This is a genomic window from uncultured Nostoc sp. (genome assembly GCF_964247315.1).
In the GTDB taxonomy this organism is placed as follows: domain Bacteria; phylum Cyanobacteriota; class Cyanobacteriia; order Cyanobacteriales; family Nostocaceae; genus Nostoc.
In genome coordinates this window covers 14501-33088 of the sequence record NZ_CAXTTT010000092.1, presented here as the reverse complement: position 1 = coordinate 33088, position 18588 = coordinate 14501, and the positions used below count along the sequence as shown (strand labels likewise).

Annotated in this window: 11 protein-coding genes and 3 pseudogenes; 8 read left to right on the top strand and 6 right to left on the bottom strand. The window is 40.8% G+C overall.

The annotated features are described in order from the left end of the window. Positions 1-466 precede the first annotated feature (466 nt). The 4 genes from ACFE93_RS24185 (at position 467) to ACFE93_RS24170 (ending at position 1665) form a co-directional block, all read left to right on the top strand. Positions 467-856, top strand: coding sequence for a hypothetical protein (locus ACFE93_RS24185; protein ID WP_375476997.1), 390 nt, complete (start codon positions 467-469; stop codon positions 854-856). Positions 857-919: 63 nt separating this feature from the next. Beyond that, positions 920-1150, top strand: coding sequence for a hypothetical protein (locus tag ACFE93_RS24180; protein ID WP_375476995.1), 231 nt, complete (start codon positions 920-922; stop codon positions 1148-1150). Continuing rightward, positions 1147-1347, top strand: a complete 201-nt coding sequence (locus ACFE93_RS24175; RefSeq protein WP_375476993.1) for a hypothetical protein — start codon at positions 1147-1149, stop codon at positions 1345-1347. The genes ACFE93_RS24180 and ACFE93_RS24175 overlap by 4 nt, the downstream gene beginning before the upstream one ends. Before the next feature lie 120 nt (positions 1348-1467). Further along, entirely contained in the window at positions 1468-1665 is a 198-nt protein-coding gene (locus ACFE93_RS24170; RefSeq protein WP_375476991.1) for a hypothetical protein, read from the top strand. Here ACFE93_RS24170 and ACFE93_RS24165 read toward each other — a convergent pair. The 6 genes and pseudogenes from ACFE93_RS24165 to ACFE93_RS24140 form a co-directional block, all read right to left on the bottom strand. After that, positions 1657-1755: pseudogene (locus tag ACFE93_RS24165) on the bottom strand (penicillin acylase family protein); the annotation flags it as partial. The gene ACFE93_RS24170 and the pseudogene ACFE93_RS24165 sit on opposite strands and share 9 nt — an antisense overlap. A gap of 154 nt (positions 1756-1909) precedes the next feature. Further along, positions 1910-2728 carry a thioesterase II family protein gene (locus tag ACFE93_RS24160; RefSeq protein WP_375476989.1) on the bottom strand — a complete coding sequence of 273 codons (819 nt, stop codon included), beginning with the start codon at positions 2726-2728 and terminating at the stop codon, positions 1910-1912. A gap of 280 nt (positions 2729-3008) precedes the next feature. Then, positions 3009-3236, bottom strand: coding sequence for an MbtH family protein (locus ACFE93_RS24155; RefSeq protein ID WP_334854321.1), 228 nt, complete (start codon positions 3234-3236; stop codon positions 3009-3011). A 317-nt stretch (positions 3237-3553) separates the two neighbouring features. Next, complete coding sequence (locus tag ACFE93_RS24150) at positions 3554-3880, bottom strand: MbtH domain protein (protein ID WP_375476987.1); 327 nt, start codon at positions 3878-3880, stop codon at positions 3554-3556. Beyond that, positions 3873-4232 (bottom strand): hypothetical protein, encoded by a 360-nt coding sequence (locus ACFE93_RS24145; RefSeq protein ID WP_375476985.1) that lies wholly within the window; start codon positions 4230-4232, stop codon positions 3873-3875. The genes ACFE93_RS24150 and ACFE93_RS24145 overlap by 8 nt, the downstream gene beginning before the upstream one ends. A 52-nt stretch (positions 4233-4284) precedes the next feature. Next, on the bottom strand, positions 4285-5010 hold the full coding sequence (locus ACFE93_RS24140) for a VOC family protein (protein ID WP_375476983.1): 726 nt from the start codon (positions 5008-5010) through the stop codon (positions 4285-4287). Between the two features lie 326 nt (positions 5011-5336). Here ACFE93_RS24140 and ACFE93_RS24135 point away from each other — a divergent pair, with 326 nt between their 5' ends. From ACFE93_RS24135 to ACFE93_RS24120, 4 genes and pseudogenes are all read left to right on the top strand, one after another. Beyond that, complete coding sequence (locus ACFE93_RS24135; protein ID WP_375476981.1) at positions 5337-5561, top strand: hypothetical protein; 225 nt, start codon at positions 5337-5339, stop codon at positions 5559-5561. 308 nt (positions 5562-5869) lie between these two features. Then, complete coding sequence (locus tag ACFE93_RS24130; protein ID WP_375476979.1) at positions 5870-6865, top strand: DUF3102 domain-containing protein; 996 nt, start codon at positions 5870-5872, stop codon at positions 6863-6865. 491 nt (positions 6866-7356) lie between these two features. Then, a pseudogene (locus ACFE93_RS24125) lies at positions 7357-12728 on the top strand (amino acid adenylation domain-containing protein). Further along, a pseudogene (locus ACFE93_RS24120) lies at positions 12721-18581 on the top strand (beta-ketoacyl synthase N-terminal-like domain-containing protein). Before ACFE93_RS24125 ends, ACFE93_RS24120 begins: the two co-directional pseudogenes overlap by 8 nt. The last annotated feature ends 7 nt before the right edge of the window (positions 18582-18588 follow it).

Below are 18588 nucleotides of genomic sequence, written 5' to 3'. Positions count from 1 at the left end.
TTATTTTGAAATCTTTCTTAGTTTTTATTAGTAAATAAGATGCGTTTGCCCTGGCGATCGCACCCAATACTTCTTCATCTTTAATTCAGGGTTGTCTGCCACCGCACAACTTCACCGTTATGGAGGGACATCATGCAGGAATCCACTGTTTATCGTTCGATCTGGAGAGAGGCTGAGAAAAAAAGACACGGGCCATCGCTATCAATTTCTTGCGTAGAGGAGTGGCGATCGACATTATTGCCCCTTCCACAGGCTTATCGATTGAGGAAGTCCAACAACTTCAGCAGCAACTGAATGAGTCTCCACAAAATTAGCCTGAGCTGTGTGGCGATCGCGGCATAACAACCCAGTTGAAGCGCACTGACAAAGAAAGGTTATCGGTGTTGTCGCAAAAGCGATCGCTTCAGTTAAGATGGCTGGTGGCTGTTATGTAAGGGCTTCATTTATCCGTCGCTAAGAAAACAATATGAGTAATAACAAAGATTTACTTTCAAGAATGCAGAGGTATCAGCGTACCTGGAATCTTGGTGCTAATTGCTTACAATTTGCTCATATTTCCTTGGGGATTTTAGCAATTGGATCATCACTGATGGTTGCAACCTTTACACACGAGCTAGGAGACTTTTATATACGCATCTTTGCTTTTGTTAGCGCGTTATCATTTGGAGTTGTAAACTCAATCAATCTTGGCGAAAAAGCAAACAATTTTCGCCGCGCTACCAGGCATCTCAATGTTGGTTTGATGAGATTTCTGGGAGGGCTGTCGTCTGAGCAAGAGCTAATTGACACTTACAAGGAATGCGAAGATATAATTAGCGACTGGAAATTTGTACCCCCACGCCAGCAGCAATCTTGATATCGGTATATTGGTTAAAATTAAGAAACTGTGTGGAATTGCAATGTTTTCTGCTATTGAACTATGACTGAACTGCTGCGACAAGCGATCGCCCGAATTGAAAAACTTCCAGCCGATCAGCAAGATGCGATTGCGGCTCGATTCTTGGCAGAATTGCAAGATGAGCAAAAATGGGAAACTCGTTTTACTGCCACGACAGATGATCAATGGGATCAGATGGCTACAATGGTGCGTCAGGAAATTGCAGAAGGTGAAACCGTTTCACTTGACGAAGTTTTCCCAAGACAAAAATGAAATCAAGTGCCACTAAGTCGTTTTGTAAACGGCTGAATGCTTTTCCTGCATCGATTCAGGAGCAAGCCGCTACAGCTTATGCTCTTTGGAAAGAAAACCCCTACCATCCGAGTCTTCAATTCAAACGAGTCAGTCAGCGACAACCGATTTACTCTGCTCGTGTCAGTCTTAACTATCGCGTTCTGGGTTTATTGTAATCTGATCGCATTTATTAGTACTGGATTGGCACACACGATGAGTATGATGAATTGCTGAAACGGGTATAGTCTGAGGCAATCGGTGAAGACACGGCATAACAACCTGGTTGGAGCGGACTAATGAAGTCGGTTGACGATGTGACAAAAGTTACTAGCAGCCGCTCAACTGTGCTGTTACAAAGGAACATCATGCAGGAATCCACCGTTTATCGTTCGATCTGGAGAGAGGCTGAGGAAGAAAAGACACGGGCGATCGCTAATCCTGCCCCCATTGGAAATGGTACCCAAATTTTTGGATCGCTCCGAAATATACCATAAACATAAGTCTGACCAAGGCAAATGGGGATTTACCAACAACATAGCCTTACCGCTGGCAGAACGTGAAGCTGCGATCGCCCAACCATTAGATTCTGATACACCACAACTAAGGCAAAGATCAAACCGATTTTAAAATTTTTAATATGAATTTATGAGAGTTATTATCATGAAATTATTCAAATTCATAGAATAAAAAATCGTTCAATAATTCTAGATTAAAATCAACATCAAGAAGAATACAGAGTCAATCAGAATTCTCCTGTACACGGTCTATTTTACTGGTAATTTGTTGTAGTTCTTGAGAAAGTGACTGTAGCAGGAGTGATTGGGCTGAGTGTAAAAAGAAATGATCGCCCCTGAACATCTGTAGTGAGAATACAGCATTTGTCTGTTCGCGCCAAGCTTGAAGTTCATCATAATTAACCTCTTGATCCTGTAAGCCACCAAAAGCAGTAATAGGACAATCAAGTGGTGACTCAGTAGCATAGACATAAGTTTCTAGAACTTCAAAGTCTGCTCTTAGAATTGGGACAAGAAGTTGCATTAATTCGGCATTTTCCAGCAGTGCTTCGGGAGTACCATTGAGACGGCGTAGTTCTTCTATGAACTCAGGTTCACTTAGAGCATGGATAGGTGAATCTGGATCGGGAATTTGTGGAGCGCGGCGGCCGGAAACAAACATATGTACTGGTTCAAGACCGTACTGTTTGCGGAGTAAACGGGCTAGCTCAAAACTAACGATCGCTCCCATGCTGTGACCAAAGAAGGCGAATGGCTTATTTAAATGTGGAAGCAAGGCGGGAGCAAACTGATTCCTTGTCAGCGCTTGGGCGATCGCACCCACAAGAGGTTTTAGCCGCGAAAATGGGGCTAACTTCATTTGGGTTCTTCGTCCAGGAAGTTCAATAGAGCAAACTTCGACAGTTTTAGGTAGACTCTCAGCCCATGTGCGAAAAATGATAGAACTACCACCTGCATACGGGAAGCAGAATAAACGCACTGAAGCCTGAGGATTAGGTTTGGTATATGTTAGCCAAGAGTTAAATGTTCGTGTGGTTGTCATATTTTCGTGTCGAAATTGCACTTTTTTCCGTCTACCCCTCCTCTTAAGCAAGCTACGCACAGTGGCGACCACAAGAGAAGACTGTCACAAGTCATTTATTCTTTTTCCGACAAGACGCTTGAAGAAGAATTTAGAATCCAGGAATCAGAATGAAGATGCTTTCTACAAGACGCTATTGCTAGCAAGATACCCGTAGGAGTACGTTGCTTCGGTCAAGAGTCCAGAGTTTTTTTATCTTTGACTCTTGACCTTGGACAACCTTTACGAAAAATCAAATGCGTTATAACTTACCCCCAGCAGCTTCTTCCATTTTCTTGCGAAGACTAAGTGGTCTCATATCAGTCCAAACTTCTTTGATGTAATCTAGACATTCTTGTTTCAAACCACTTTTGCCAGCATCCTTCCAGCCGAGTGCGTTTTCTCGATCAGCAGGCCAAATCGAATACTGTTCTTCATGATTGACTACAACTTTATAAATTGTTGTGTCTTCTTTGTCGTCTTGGTACATAATTTGTCTCCTTCTATTTAATTGGCTATGCTTTCTAAGATTTGATAATCCAGTAGTTCACTACAATAAGTTAGTAGTCGGTTGCTCTAGCCGTTTTTTAAGCAATAAAGTGCTTACTACTAACTCGTTTAACCTGTCATAATTACACTTGGCAGACTACTAGTACTAACTGCTTGTAATTCCTAATACTCGCATCAAGGCAAGAAGGAAACTACGTAATTAAGTTTGGACAAGGGTTTGAGGCATTTCAAATGGGTAGTTTATTTACCTCAATGTCTATTAGTCTAAGTCCCGTTAATAATTTGCACGGGGAAATCTTACGATTCCACTGGTTCAAGGTGTCCCTTACCTTCTAAACTTGCCAGTTCAATATCTGCAATACATCGAACTTTCACGTAATTCAGTGTCAAGTTCCCAACCAGATGAACCCTCCCTGTTTGACGTTCAAAGTCAGCTTCTTGCAAATTAGATGCTTCTGGGTCGAGTCTGACACCTAAATCAGTACCTCCGTTAGTATTTGTGAATTTGATATGTACGTACCCTCGGTCAATACTTTCTTTCAGTGCTATAGCTGTTTTTTCAGGTCGTAAGCTTGCTTCAACAGAATGTTCCCCCGATGACAAACGTTGCACTAATTCATTCATACAGATGTCTCTCTCTTAAAGAATCACTTTCGTTTTGATTTGTTGATGCTTGTACAAGTACAGGCTCGTAGACTGGAATCTCAAATGCTAAGGTCTTGTGGCAAAACTCCTTCCATTCGGAAGTTATATTATCAAAAATGATATTCTCATCCTTGAAAATCCCATCAGTCACTACGTAATTTTCTTGTAGGTAAAGAAAGTCATCATCAGTTAACTGTCTATTACTTTCGACTTCCTTACCCTCAACTGATTTGTTTTCTCTCTTTGTATTTTCAGCACGCTCAGTCCACTGACTGAACTCACGTAATTTTTTCAAAGAGTAGGCTTTGCAATACTTTCCCATTGTTGCCATAGTAATACCTCAGTTCACATTTTTTTTGCCAGTGATGTTATCAGGCTATGTTTTAATATTTCAACAAAATTGGCAGAATTGGTCGTGCATCGAGATTTTTTTCTCTGATACCCTCGTCAAAGGTTAACTCTAGTAGTGGGGATTCTCCTCGTTCAATAGCGACAGCGCTATGTGTACTAAGCAGAGACATAGCATCAGTCAAATGTTTGTCGCTATTAATTGTGATTTTTACGCTCGTTAGTTTTTTTACACCCAAGGGATGAGAAATTAACTTCTGATGCGCTGTTAATGAGGGATCAAGCCAAGCTGTTAGAGCAATACTGTCAGGAATCATAAAGCAAAAAGGTTCTTTCTGATTCACAAGATTTTCTGCTGCAAAACTAATAGACACCTGTGATCGCATCCACTCAGACCAGTATAAATTTGAATGGGATCGCAAGTTGCCATGATTAAACTTCCTACGTAGACCGATACCAAAGGGTGATGCTCTTGTATGCTGCCCATGAAGACGACTTAGCGTATGAACGCCTGTGTGTACAGACTGCTGTTCCACTAAATGTTTATCTTCTATCCAAATTAACTCAAGATAGGTATTCTCAAAAAAAATTATTTTTGAGGCTGTTCCTTGTTTAAAATGTTGCACCGCCTGATTAGAGCAGTGAAGACCAAGTTCTTGAAGAACTGAAATACTTTCAGCGTCTTTGGTCGTACAGACAAAAATGTGATCTACCTCTAGAAAAAAATCATCCACGCTTACCTGGGGTGACGTTGTTTGCATAGCAACTAATACGAGGTTTTGATTTTTTTCCTGGACTCAAATCTAGACTCTAGCTAGATAAAGAGATTTGCGTTGCTCAGGAACCCGTGTGTGGAAAGTTGACTCTTAATCTCTAAGACTTATAACTTAGAGACTACTTTGGGTATTTACTTACCCGTACTAAAACAAGTGGAGTTGTTGGAAGCGTAATAGATTACTGCTCCCACAGATGTTGTGCCACTAGTTAGGAATATTACTTAAGTCGAACTATACATAATTTTGGTATTACAAGCTAGGTTTTATTTTTTGTCATTGTCAATAAAGTCAGTTCACTAAATCCAAAAGTTTTGCAAACTAAAAAAGAACCAGGGTTTGCGCCAATGTTTGGGAAACTGGCAATCATCAGTGGTTGCGATGGCGCAAAGTACCCGCAATATGCGATCGCTCCTCAGTCAATCCATAACACAGTTAGCCAACAGGTAGATTCTAAGGTGATTTTAGAGGATTGTATTACCCATCCCAAATCAAGGGCTGGTAAGACCTTTGGAAAACTTTTTGAGCTACTGAATTGACTTAATAACAAAGATTATCATTAAGTTGAGAAAACATCAAGCTACTGTACTTCCTTCTCCTTCTTGAGCGTGATTATTATTCTTGTATAAAAAACTATGTCCACAAGGGAAATGGGGAGCAGAGGTGGCAGTAAGTCTTTCCTCTGTGCCGTATACCTCTGCATATTATATGTCATGGCGCTTCCAAAAAATTTATTTCTATATTTAGACGTATTGACAAAAAATATTTAAATTTAACTTTCCATAGATAATAATCAATTCATAATTGACTATGATAAATTTTGTGTAGAAAATAGTTTAGATAAATTGTGAGCAAGTTAAAAAAACAGAGCGAAGTAGTCACTGGCTTCGACTATGAAATTTTGGATTCTGAACAGCGAATTGTTGTTCAGCAACGAACAGGAGAAATTAAGGAGCGCTTACGACGTTCAGCACAAGATATTTGGGAAATTGGTCAGAAGTTGAGTGACGTGCGTTCTCGACTCAAACATGGGCAGTTTGAAACTTGGCTGAAAGCTGAGTTTGGTTGGAGCCGACGGACAGCTTACAATTTTATTAACGTTTATGAAACATTAGCTGAACGTGCAAATTTTGCACAAATAGATATTGCCACGTCTGCACTTTATCTTTTGGCAGCACCATCAACTCCACAAAACGTCCGCGAGGAATTTCTACAACGTGCTCATGAAGGCGAAACCATAACTCATAAGAGTATTCGTCAAGTAATTGAGGACGAGAAATCACAGTCTACTTCTGCTACTGCTTTGCCTGAGCCATCACAAACACTCACTTCTAAGAAACCGGAAATTCTGGCTATCATTCCCAAGGAGCCGATTAAAGTTGAAACACCAGCTTTAGAGGTAACTATAGCAACGTCATCCTCAGTCTCGCCTGTTGTTGTGAATCCTAATGAAATTCAGTCAAGTTGGTTTTTACTAGAAAAGCAACATTTTGTCTTCTGTGGTGATACAGCTTCACCAGAATTCATCGAGCGCATACCCTTTGCTGCTCTTGCCATTGCCATTACCTCCGATGACTGGGATCATGATTGGTTAATTGAACGGGCGAAGGCTGTAATTATCTTTCCGGAATCAGATTTAAAGGAGCAGCTGATTGAACAGCTAATGAAGATGTTTTCAGCATCTGGGGATATAGTGATTTTTCCCTGGCTACCAAGTAAAGATATGATAGAAATGGCTCATCAGCTAAACAGGCTAGTATTTGCGGGAGATCCTAATTTTGAGCGTTGTCGTCAAGCGATCGCACAGTCCCGATTAACAACTGAGCCATTGGATTACTCTTAGACTACGGAATTTATATGCTTGAGTCAAAATCAGGTCGTTGAAACCATTCGACTTTTCAGCCGTTAATATCTATCAAAAGTCATAGAATATTTTGGTAATAGTCTAAAATGACATATATTCAATTATTGATAATTATTCCTTATTAATTACAGTATTGCTAAAGGCCACAATCACTAGTAATGTAAGAAAGTCTAAATGAAAACTACTAGCAATATAGAAGCTTACATGGCTGACTTACTAATTTCGCCCTGTCTTCCCTAGAGCAATATTGAGGTCTGTTCTTTGGGTTTTACCAATTCAATTAAATAATCCTTTAAAGGCAGCACTTTGAGCCAGAAAGAGGTATGTCAGTTTAAGGTTAGCTCTATTTAAATGGATTTTTAAATTAAGATACCCCCAAAAACTGCTCAAACCCTTGTTCAGCCAGAAGTGAGTGTGAGATTAATTTTGCCACTATTGTTTGTATGCATCTGATTGCTTGAAGCATAATAATGACTCAATTTATCAATAACTTCCAAGAAATTTCCCGTGAGTGTGCGACTATCGTTGATATCCTGCGCGATCGCAGCTGCAAGATGCCGCATACACAAGCATTCACTTTCCTTGAAGATGGAGAGACTCAGGAATTAACGCTGAATTACCATGAATTGGATCGGCGCAGTCGGGCTGTAGCAGCTCAACTCCAAGCTCTTGGTTTGAGTGGGGAACGTGCCATATTACTGTATCCTTCTGGACTGGATTACCTAATAGCATTTTTCGGTTGTCTATATGCTGGGGTTGTAGCGGTTCCAGCTTATCCCCCTAGCAATCAACGTAAAACGCCCAGAATACAAGCTATTAGCACAGATGCACAGGCAAGCGTTGCTCTCACTACAACAGCAATGCTTCCCACATTAGAATCAATACTTACACCAGAAACAAAACAGGCAAATTTTCACTGGCTGACAACTGACAACATAGCACAGGGTATAGAAGATTCTTGGCAACAACCTGCAATAAATGCGGATACCCTAGCTTTTCTGCAATACACATCGGGTTCTACAGGCACACCAAAAGGAGTCATGCTCAGTCATGGCAATCTGTTGCACAATGCCAGTGTAACTTACCAACTCATGGAACATTCACCCAGCAGCAAGTTTGTATCCTGGCTGCCTGTTTACCATGATATGGGGTTGATTGGTGGGATTTTGCAACCCTTGTATGGTGCTTTTCCTTGTATCTTCATGTCTCCAGCATCTTTTTTACAACGACCTTACCGCTGGTTACAAGCTATATCTCACTACAAAGGCACAACGAGTGGTGGTCCCAACTTTGCTTATGAACAATGTATTCAAAGGATTACTCCAGAACAAAAAGAAACTCTCGACTTAAGTAGTTGGAGTGTTGCGTTTAATGGTGCTGAACCAGTCCGACAAGATACTCTTGAGAAGTTTGCAACCACCTTTGCAGAGTGTGGCTTTTGTGCAAAAGCATTCTACCCCTGTTACGGCATGGCGGAAGCAACTTTGATAGTTTCTGGTGGGATAAAAACAGCCTTAGCCCAAGTAAAAACTGTAGATAAATCTGCACTTTCGCAGAACCAGATAGTTGAAGCAAATGCCCAGAGTCAAGATATCCAAACCTTTGTCAGTTGTGGTCAAACTATTCCTCAACAGCAGATTGTCATTGTTAATCCTGAAACACTAACTCGCTGTTCATCAGATGAAGTTGGGGAAATCTGGGTATCTGGACTGAGCGTAGGTCAGGGTTATTGGAATCGAACAGAAGAAACAGAGCAAACATTCCACGCCTATCTGAAAGACACAAAACAAGGGGCGTTTTTACGGACTGGTGACTTAGGCTTTTTGGATAATAGTGAGCTTTTCATTACAGGTAGAGCAAAAGATTTAATTATTATTCGTGGTCGCAATCTTTACCCACAAGATATAGAATTAACCGCCGAATTCAGTCATCCATCCTTACGTTCTGGTGCTAATGCAGCATTTACAGTAGAGGTGAACAACGAAGAAAGGCTAGTAATCGTACAAGAATTAGAGTTTCGCGCCAAGCCAAATTTAGCAGAAGTAGCTAGTGCAATTCGGCAAGCGATCGCCCAAGAACATGAAGTACAAGTTTATGCTGTGGTTTTAATTAAACCAGGTAGTATACCTAAAACTTCTAGCGGTAAGATTCAACGTCGTGCAACTAGCACTCAGTTTCAAAATGGCGAACTGAATATAGTTGAAAGTGACATTCTCAAAATTAGTGATATTGCGAGAAACGAAACTCAATTACAGCGTTCTGAACTTTTGACACTTTCCCCAAGGGAGTGTCAACCAGTTTTGGAATCATATCTGATTGAACTCTTGGGGCGAGTACTTTCAATTGCAACAGATGATATTAATCCCGAAGAACCATTAAGCACGCTGGGACTTGATTCCTTAAAAGTATTTGAGTTGAAAAACCGGATTGAGCTTGATTTAGAAGTAGAAGTATCGGTAGCAGATTTTTTTGAAGGGATGAGTGGGCGATCGCTAGCTACAAAGATCCTTGCTCAACTGACAACAGACGCAATACGCTCAATATCCCTGACTCAACAAGAGAAAAACACATCTATTTATCCTCTATCCTTTGCCCAGCAGGGATTATGGTTTATCAATCAGCTAACTCCTGATACTCCTACATATAATATTCCTATAGTTATTAACTTCAAAGGTTGTATTAACTTAACAGCCTTAGAAGATAGTCTTAATGAGATTATTAGACGACACGAAGTCTTACGTACAAGCTTTACAGTGTCAGATGGACAACCCATTCAAGTTATCAATCAAGCTGTACCTTTAACTTTAGCGGTTGAAGATTTGCGTATACTATCAGAAAATGAGCGTACCCAAGAAGCCCAACGTTTGACTATAGAATTCGCACAGCAGCCATTTGACTTATCTGCTCAATCACTTTTGCGTAGTAAAATTTTACAATTAAATGATAAAGGTTATCAATTGCTGGTAACTCTGCATCATATAATTGCAGATGGTTGGTCTATTGGTATTCTGATTAAAGAACTAACTGCACTATATGATGCATTGTCAACAGACAAACTTTCTCTGCGTTCGCGCAGCGTGTCGCAGACAGACGCTACGCGTAGCTTGCTTCCCCAAAGGGGTACACCACTTCCTAAATTAACTATTCAATATGGAGATTTTGTCAATTGGCAACGAAAATGGCTTGATGGCGAGCGTATTCAACCTTTATTGGCTTATTGGAAACAAAAATTGCAGGGTGAGCTACCTGTACTGAATTTATCAACAGACCGTGCGCGATCGCCAGTTCAAACCTTCACAGGTGCTCAAGCAAAATTAGTTCTTTCCCCAACTCTGACGAAAGAACTAAAAAATTTGAGCCGTCATTCGGGAGTAACTCTGTTTATGACCTTGCTTACAGCCTTCAAAACCTTGCTGTATCGCTATACAGGTCAGATTGATATTTTAGTCGGTTCGCCAATCGCCAATCGCAACAGAGCAGAAGTTGATTCATTAATAGGATTTTTTGTCAATGTTTTAGTATTGCGTACAGACCTATCTGGCGACCTAAGTTTTCAGGAGTTACTAGCACGAGTGAAGTCTACAGCTTTAGAAGCTTATGTTCATCAAGACTTACCTTTTGAGAAGTTAGTAGAAGAACTAAAGCCAAATAGAGACTTGAGTTACAATCCACTATTTCAAGTGATGTTCGTTCTCCAGAATGTGCCAAAACCTAGTTTAAGCCTATAGATGTATCAGTTACTTATGAAGAGGGCTACAACAGGACATCTAAGTTTGATTTGACATTATTTATGGAGGATTCCGAGCAAGGGTTGGTTGCAACTTGCGAGTACAACATGGATTTATTTAATGCAGATACCGTTATTCGGATGCTGGGACACTTCAAGACTGTGCTAGAAAGCATAGTTAGCGATCCCCAACAACGCATTTCAGACTTGCAATTAATTACATCATCTGAACTAGAGCAATTATTAGTTGAGTGGAATGATACCAAGACAGACTACCCACAAGATAAGTGCATTCATCAACTGTTTGAAGCACAGGTAGAAAAAACACCATCTGATATTGCTGTCATATTTGAAAACCAAGAATTAACCTACCAGGAGTTAAACAACCGAGCGAATCAACTAGCACACTACTTACAAAAACTAGGGGTGAAGCCAGAAGTAATTGTAGGTGTCTGCATAAAGCGCAGCCCAGAAATGCTGATTGCATTGTTGGCTATTTTAAAAGTGGGCGGGGCTTACGTACCACTAGACCCAGCCTATCCCCAGGAACGCTTAACTTTCATGGTAGAAGACAGTCAGACTAAGGTGCTGCTGACTCAAAGCCATCTAGTTGAATTGTTTGCTAAATCGAATGTGCATATTGTTTGTATTGATAGTGATTCACAATTACTTAGCCAACAAAGTAGAGAAAATCTGTTTAGTCTAGTAAAATCCAATAATCTAGCTTATGTCATTTATACTTCTGGTTCTACTGGTGTACCAAAAGGTGTTGCTATAGAACATCAAAGTTGTGTTGCTTTATTAACATGGTCAAGAGAGATTTTTACAGATAATGACCTTGCTGGAGTTTTAGCATCAACATCTATTTGCTTTGATTTGTCAGTATTTGAACTGTTTGTTCCCCTGAGTTGGGGTGGTAAAGTGATTCTTGTCGAGAATGCTTTGCACTTACCCTCGTTGGTTGCTGAGGTAAGCTTGGTTAATACAGTCCCAAGCATCATTGCAGAATTACTACAAGTAGATGGTTTACCTGCTTCTGTTAGGACGGTTAATCTTGCTGGTGAACCACTGCAAAATCAACTTGTGCAGCAGATTTATCAAAACGATCGTATTCAGAAAGTTTTGAATCTTTACGGCCCCTCTGAAGATACAACCTACTCTACATTTGTTCAAGTAAATAAGGATAGCAACGTAACTATAGGTCGTCCCATTGCCAATACACAAATTTATCTGCTTGATACTAAGTTGCAACCAGTACCAATTGGTGTTCCAGGAGAAATTTATACTGGTGGTGATGGTTTAGCTAGAGGCTATTTAAATCGACCAGAGTTAACAAAAGAACGGTTTATATCTAATCCGTTCAATAATAAACTTAACTCACGACTATATAAAACTGGAGATTTAGCTCGTTATTTACCAGATGGAAATTTAGAGTACTTAGGGCGAATTGATCATCAGGTTAAAATTAGAGGATTTCGGATTGAGTTAGGTGAAATTGAGAATGCATTGCTCAAACATCCAGCAGTGCGGGAAATTGTTGTTTTGGCGCGAGAAGATAAACCACGTGTTCAAAAATTGGTGGCTTATATTGTTCTTTTAACAGACCAAGCAGCCACAATTAGTGAACTACGAAGCTATCTCAAAGAACTGTTACCTGAATATATGGTTCCTGGTGTTTTTATCTTCCTAGACACCTTACCACTTTTGCCTAACGGAAAAGTAGACCGTCGTGCTTTACCTGTACCAGAAGCCTTGCGTCCAACATTGGCGACTACCTATGAAGTACCCCAGTCAGAAATCGAACAGCAGATAGCAAAGCTTTGGCAAGAAGTGCTACATCTAGATAAAGTGGGTATTCATGATAATTTCTTTGACCTTGGTGGCCATTCACTATTGATGATTCAGGTTAATCATAAACTGCGGGCGATTTTGCAGCGAGATATATCAGTTGTCACCATGTTTCAGAACCCAACTATTTACTCACTGGCGCAATATTTAAGTCAAAAACAACAGCTTTATTTTGCAGGAACACGCCATCGCGCTCAAAAGCAAATTGAGGCTATCAATCGCCAAAAGCAGTTATTGAGTAAACAAGGTAAAAAGAATTATGAATAATACTACAAATAATTATCTCCTAGAAGGTATTGCTGTTATTGGGATGGCTGGGCGCTTTCCTGGTGCAAAGAATGTTTCCAGTTTTTGGCAGAATTTATGTGATGGAGTTGAGTCTACTTCTGCGTTTACAGATGCAGAATTAATCGCCTTTGGAATTTCACCGGAACTACTCAGCGATCCTAATTATTTAAAAGTTGGAGCAATATTAGAAGATATAGATTTATTTGATGCCTCATTCTTTGGCTTTAATCCTAAAGAAGCAGAAATTACAGATCCGCAGCATCGTTTGTTTTTAGAATGTGCATGGGAAGCACTAGAAAATGCTGGTTATGCTTCCCAAAGCTGTGAAAGTAAAATTGCTGTTTATGCTGGTGCTAGTTTAAATAATTATCAATCATTTAATTTAAACCACGACCAAATTGGGTCAGGGAATACTTTCCAGAAAATGATAGGTAATGATAAAGATTTTCTTGCAACTCGCGTTTCCTATAAATTAAATCTCACTGGTCCAAGTTTAACTGTACAAACAGCTTGTTCTACTTCCTTGGTTGCAACTTCTTTAGCTTGTCAAAGCTTATTGAATTATCAATGTGATATGGCTTTGGCTGGTGGAGTATCTGTTCGCATTCCCCAAAAAACAGGGTATTTGCATCAAGAAGGAGGAATCTTATCACCTGACGGTCACTGTCGTGCCTTTGATGCCAAAGCAAAAGGAACGATTATTGGTAATGGTGCTGGAGTGGTAGTTTTAAAGCGGTTAGCTGACGCGATCGCTGATGGTGACAATATCTATGCTGTAATTAAAGGTAGCGCTATCAATAATGATGGTTCTGGTAAAGTTGGTTATACAGCACCAAGTGTTAACGGACAAGCAGATGTAGTAGCCGAAGCACTGGCTCTAGCTGCGGTGCAACCTGAAACCATTAGCTATATAGAAACTCACGGTTCGGGAACTGTCTTAGGCGATCCCATTGAAATTTCTGCTTTAACAAATGTTTTTCGTGAAAGTACCGATAAAAAGGGATTTTGTGCAATTGGTTCAGTCAAAACGAATATTGGTCATTTAGATGCAGCAGCAGGGGTTACAAGTTTAATCAAAACTGTTTTGGCTCTCAAACAAAAACAAATACCCCCTAGCTTAAATTTTGAAGAACCCAATCCTGAGATTGATTTTGCCAATAGTCCTTTTTACGTCAACACCAAGTTGAGGGAATGGAAAACTACTCATACTCCTCGCCGTGCAGGTGTGAGTTCTCTGGGTATAGGTGGGACTAATGCTCACGTCATTCTAGAAGAAGCCCCGACTCTTCCAGAATCTAGCCCTTCTCGTACTTGGCAGTTATTAGTACTTTCAGCAAAAACAGACTCAGCATTAAAAAGTACTACTGTCAATCTTGCAGATTACCTAAAACAGCATCCTGATTTAAACCTTGCGGATGTTGCTTACACGTTGCAGTGTGGACGACAAGTTTTTGAGCATCGGCAGACAGTCGTTTGTCAAGATATGGCAGATGCAATCGCTGCACTTGAAGATCCAAAGCGTTTACTTACCAGTGTTCAAGAAACTAAAGAACGTCCTCTAGCCTTCATGTTTCCAGGGCTGGGTACTCAATATGTCAACATGGCTCTTGAACTTTACCAAAGTGAACCAACATTTCGGCAACAAATTGACTACTGTTGTGAATTTCTCAAACCGCTTCTTGGTCAAGATTTGCGAGATGTCCTGTATCCTACTAAAAACAGTGAGAATAACACTCAGCAAAAACAAAACACTGTTGCTGCTGGGCTAGATTTGCGAAAAATGTTAGGGCATGGGGCAGAACAAGCAGATGTAGCGACTCAAAAACTCAATCAAACTTATCTCACTCAGCCAGCTGTTTTTGTCATTGAGTACGCCTTAGCCCAGTTGTGGATGTCATGGGGAATTCGTCCGGCGGCAATGATCGGCTACAGCATCGGTGAATATGTCGCGGCTACACTAGCAGAGGTGTTGTCTGTTGAAGATGCTTTGACTATCGTCGCTAAAAGAGCGCAAATGATTCAGGAATTACCAAGTGGCCAATGTTGGCTGTGCCCCTTTCAGAAGAACAGGTGCATCCTCTGTTGAGTGAGAATCTTTCTTTGTCAGCAATCAACGGTTCGCAACAGTGCGTGATTGCTGGAGCCATAGATGCTGTGGATGAATTAGAAAGCAAGTTGACTCAAAGGGGATTAGCCTGTCGGCGTTTGCAAACTTCCCATGCCTTTCATTCAACAATGATGGATGCGATCGCACAACCATTCACCGACTTGGTAAAAACTGTCAGCCTCCAGCCACCCAAAATTCCCTATTTATCTAATGTCACGGGAACTTGGATTACAGCAGCCGAAGCTACAGATCCCACATACTGGGCAAAGCATCTATGCGAAACCGTGCGTTTTGCAGATGGAGTTCAACAATTGTGGAAAAAACAAAATCCAATTCTGTTGGAGGTGGGATCGGGACAGACACTGAGCAGTTTAGCTTTACAGTGTTTGGATAACGGCTCCTCTACAGAGCAAGTTGTACTACCCTCGCTCCGCCATTCCTACGAACGACAGCCAGATTTGGCTTTTTTGCTGAAGACATTAGGTCAATTGTGGCTCTCAGGAGTCCAGATTGATTGGTCGGGCTTTTATGCTGCGGAGCGCCGTCATCGCCTTCCCTTACCGACTTATCCCTTTGAACGCCAACGTTACTGGATTGAACCACAACAACCATCACCTTCACCCAGACAGTTCCACCCAAGACCAACGGCATTAGAGCTTTGGAAATCTCTGGTAGAAGTTGGTCAGATGCAAGCGATTCAAGGGAGCTTGAAATTTGATGACCAAACTTATCGAGCCAACGAACAATGGTTAGATCGTTTATGTACTGCTTACATGAGCCTTGCCCTGAAGTGTTTAGGTGCATTTAGCAATCTAGCCAAAAAGTATTCTATTGAGGAATTATTTGAGCAATGTTCTATTATTCCTAAATATCGTGAATTATTGTGTAGGTGGCTCGAAGTACTGGTAGAGGAAGGTCAATTACAGCACGAAGAGGGACTATTTACAAACTTTTTACCATCATCTATAGAATATATCAATACTCTTCTAGAAGAAGTCAGAATAAGATGGGCAGATACACCTCAAAATATAAATCTGATCCAGCTATTTGGTGAAAATTTGGTAGCTGTGCTGACTGGTCAAAAAGAACCATTGGAGTTGCATGTTGCTACATTAGTCCAACAAGGAGAAATTTCTCGACAAAACTTGCCTTCTGAGGTTTATTTCAGAGGCATTATGCGGGCAATGGTGGAAAAGCTGGCAATGACTTTACCCGCAGATGTAAACCTCAGAATTTTAGAAATCGGCGGTGGAACTGGGATTGCCACGGCGGAATTACTACCTGTGTTATCATCCCCGCAAACAAACTATACTTTTACCGATGTGGGCGGTTTTTTTGTCAAAGAAGCCAAAAATAAGTTTAGTGCGTATCCTTTTGTCCAATATGGCTTACTAGACATCGAGCGATCCCCACAACAGCAGGGGTACAATAGCCACAGTTTTGATGTAGTGGTAGCTGTCAATGTATTGCACACAATCTGCAACATCAAAGAAACTCTTCAGTATGTTCACTCTTTATTAGCTCCAGGAGGCTTCTTACTGCTCTGGGAGATCACTCAACCTAGACGAGAGTTTGACATGATTGACGGTCTGCTCATGAATCCCATAGAAGATGAAAAAGGCAGCCGCAACATGGGTAATCCATTTTTATCAAAAGAGCAGTGGCAGGAAGCATTAAACTCCTGTGGTTTGGTTGAGGTGGCGGCTTTGTCTGAATTTGAAGCCTTTGGAGAACATATCTTTGTTGCTCAAGCTTCTTCGTCAGCAGCATTATCAGTACCAGCAGCATTTACAGCTTTAGTCGATCAAAAAGATATTGACAAGATGCCTCAAGTGTTGTCACATAAAAAACCGGACATTGCCGACTGGTTTTATATTCCCTCCTGGAAACGCTCAATGCCGCCTCAGCCTTTTAAATTGACTCAGCCAAGATGCTGGTTAGTATTTCTTGATGAGTGCGGCTTGGGTATCCAAGTAGTGAAGCGACTCAAACTTGAGAACCAGAATATTATTACCGTCAAGATGGGAGAGCGATTTAGTAGCGAGAGCAAATCTTCTCCAGATGGACTCGCTCAACACGCATACACGATCAATCCTCAACAACAAGATGACTACCACACTCTACTCAAAGAACTTTGCGCCCTGGACTTGATCCCAAAAACAATTGTTTATTTATGGAGTGTTACACCACCCGATCGCACAGAATTAAAACTTGAATCGTTAGACTCTCAAAATTTAGACTTTTACAGTTTGCTATTTCTAGCGCAGGCAATTGGAGAACAAAATTTTACAGATTCTCTTGAAATTGGAATAATTTCAAATAATATGCAGGACTTAACAGGCGAAGAAGTGCTGTCTCCAGAGAAAGCACTAGTTATCGGGCCCTGTAAAATTATTCCGATGGAGTACCCAAACATCAATTGTCATAGTATTGATGTCGTTATTCCTGAACTAGAAAGTTGGCAAAGCGATAAACTCGTAGACCAGCTACTGACAGAACTTACTACTCAACTACCCGATCAAATTATTGCCTACCGTGGTAATCATCGGTGGGTGCAGACCTTTGAGCCAATCCGACTGCATGAAGTTGTTGAAGAAAAACCACGCTTAAGGGAAGGGGGAGTTTATCTAATTACGGGTGGATTAGGAGGTGTTGGTCTAGTGCTGGGCGAGTATCTGGCACAGACCGTAAAAGCAAAACTGATACTGACTGGGCGTTCAGCTTTTCCTAATCGCAACGAGTGGTTACAATGGCTATCTACTCATGATGAATCCGACAGCATCAGCTGTAAAATCCGAAAATTACAAGCGATCGAGGCATTGGGTACGGAGGTATTGGTAGTCAGCGCCGATGTTACTAACTTACAACAAATGTCGGCAGCGATCGCTCAGGCAAATAATCGATTTGGTCAAATTCATGGCGTGATTCATGCCGCATTAGTTCTAGAGGGAAGTCTTATTCAACTAAAAACAACAGAAGCAGCAGCCAGTGGTCTTGCGCCGAAAGTAAAAGGAACACGAATCCTTGATATTCTTTTTAAGAATGCCAACCTAGACTTCTTTGTACTCTGTTCATCAAGTAATATATTTAAACCTATAGTGGGTATGGTGGACTACATTGCTGCAAATGCCTTTATTGATACGTTTGCTCACTACAGTGTCTCTAAACATGGCAGATTTACCAGAGCCATTAACTGGGATAGATGGAGCGATATAGGGAGAGCAGTAGATGTTGACTTACTATATAAAGCCAAAACAGGAAAAGAGATTGCGCCAGGAATGACACAACAAGAAGGCGTAGAGGTATTTAGACGAATTCTTTTGAGTAGTATGGTGCCTCAGATAGTTGTATCAACACAAGATTTGCTGACTGAGGTTGAGCAGAAATTTTCCTTAGAAGTCCTAGAAAAAACCAACATATCTAAATCGGTATACCAAAGGCCTCAATTGAGAAATGCTTATGTTGCTCCTACCAGCAAGAGCGAGTCTAGGATTGCTGATATCTATCAAGAGTTACTAGGAGTTGAGCAGGTGGGCATTCATGACAACTTCTTTGAATTAGGAGGAGACTCATTAATAGGAACTGTACTAATTTCTCAGCTTCGTAAAAATTTCCAGGTAGAACTATCAGTTCGTTCACTATTTGAGGCACCCTCTGTATCTGAAATGGCTATACTTATTGAAGAAATAATCATAGAGGAGTTAGAAAAACTATCTGAAATTTAAGCTAATT